This window comes from Nitratidesulfovibrio oxamicus (assembly GCF_015731765.1).
GTDB classification, from domain to species: domain Bacteria; phylum Desulfobacterota; class Desulfovibrionia; order Desulfovibrionales; family Desulfovibrionaceae; genus Cupidesulfovibrio; species Cupidesulfovibrio oxamicus.
Genome location: NZ_VRYY01000520.1, coordinates 1 through 1,545, shown reverse-complemented (window position 1 = coordinate 1,545; position 1,545 = coordinate 1). Strand labels below are relative to the sequence as shown.

The window sequence follows — 1,545 nt, the reverse complement described above, 5'->3', positions numbered from 1 at the left end:
CCCCCGCGCCGCTGGCGGGGCTCACGACCCGCCTCCGCCCGTGGCGTCGGCTGCCGGTGCCTTGCCCCCCCCGGCAATACGGGCCAGCACCTCGCGCACGGCGTCCTGCTGTTCGGCGGGCACCAGTTTCTTGGCCTGCATCCATTGCAGGAACTTGATCCCTGCATCAATGGCGGGGTTGATTTCCAACGCCTTCAGCACATGTTCCACGGTACCGGAAAAGTTCTTCTTTTCCAGCATGGCGCGGGCCATGTTCAGGTGCAGGTTCTCGTCCTTGCGAGTCAGTTCAAGGGCGCGCGTGTAGTAGGCCACGGCCTGGTCGAACATCTGGTTCTTGCGCAGATTGATGCCGAATTCGTTGAAGAGGTGCTTGTGCTCCTCGTCAAAGGCGGCCTCCAGCTTCACCAGCCGTTCGAAGATGTCGTCGGCCTTGCCCGTCTCGCCGCGCGAAAGATAGGTCAGCCCCAGCCCGAAGTTGGCGCGCACGTTCTCGTCGTCCACCTGCAGGGCGTTGTCGTACTCGTATTCTGCGCTGAAGGTCTCGCCCTTCTGGCGGTGGCGGTCGGCGCGGGCCACGGTCTTGTTCAGTTCGCGCATGCGCGGAAAGACGGTCTGGACGTAGAATTCCGGCTCCGGCGCGAACTTTTCCAGCAGTTCGTCCATGGTGATGCGCCGCTTGGGACCCGAGGGAACATAGTTGTTGTTCAGGGGCTGTACTTCCACATCCCCCTTCTCGGTTTCTTCGGCGTACCAGAAGCCTTTCTGGATGGTCTTGCGGGTGGTGGTGCCTGTGCCCACCTTCTTCACGTCCTGCGTCGAGAACACGCCCTTGATGCGTTCCCTGCCGCGCTGGCTGCCCTGCGGGGCATGCGCCGCAGGAGCGGTGGGGATCGGGTCGTCGCGGGTCACGTCGGTCATCTCAAGCCTCCAGCAGGGGGCGCATGTCTGGCATCGGCCCTGTCATCCGGAACAGGTGCCCGCCGCGCGCGTCAGGTCGACCGCGCCGCGCGCGACCATACCAGCTTTCATTATCCCCCTTTTCTCACATATCGGCAACAACCGCCATGCCTTGAGATCGCGTGTCGCCTGCAGCGCCGCCATCGTCCGCGCCATGCGGCGTTTGCCGTTCTGCCCCAACGGGATCAGGCCCCGCGCATTTCCGCCAGGATGCGCCGCGCCGCTTCCGCCGGACCGTCTGGTCCTGCCGCACCGGTCACCGGGCGACCCACCACCAGGTAGTCGGAACCAGCCCGCACGGCCTCAGTCGGGGTCATCACCCGGCGCTGGTCGTCACCGCCGGAACCGCTCCCCTGCGGGGCCGCAGGCCGGATGCCCGGCGTCAGGCAGATGAAATCGCGCCCGCAACGCTGCTTGATGCCCGCGGCCTCGTATCCGGAGCAGACCACGCCGCCCAGCCCCCACTCCCGGCCACACACGGCCAGGCGGGCAGCCTCGGCGGAAGGATCGGCCCCGCCGGGCAACTCGCCCGGGGCCACGCTGGTCAGCACGGTGACGCCCAGCAGGATCGGGGCAATCCCGTGCCCG

The 1,545-nt window shown here is 66.6% G+C and carries 2 protein-coding genes; both read right to left on the bottom strand.

What is annotated here, in order from left to right; translation table 11 throughout:
- Positions 1–21 precede the first annotated feature (21 nt).
- Entirely contained in the window at positions 22–918 is an 897-nt protein-coding gene (locus FVW20_RS14860; RefSeq protein ID WP_196610218.1) for a tetratricopeptide repeat protein, read from the bottom strand.
- A 224-nt stretch (positions 919–1,142) separates the two neighbouring features.
- Positions 1,143–1,545, bottom strand: a 403-nt coding sequence (locus FVW20_RS14855; protein ID WP_196610217.1) for an orotidine 5'-phosphate decarboxylase / HUMPS family protein, incomplete at its 5' end; no start/stop codon positions are given.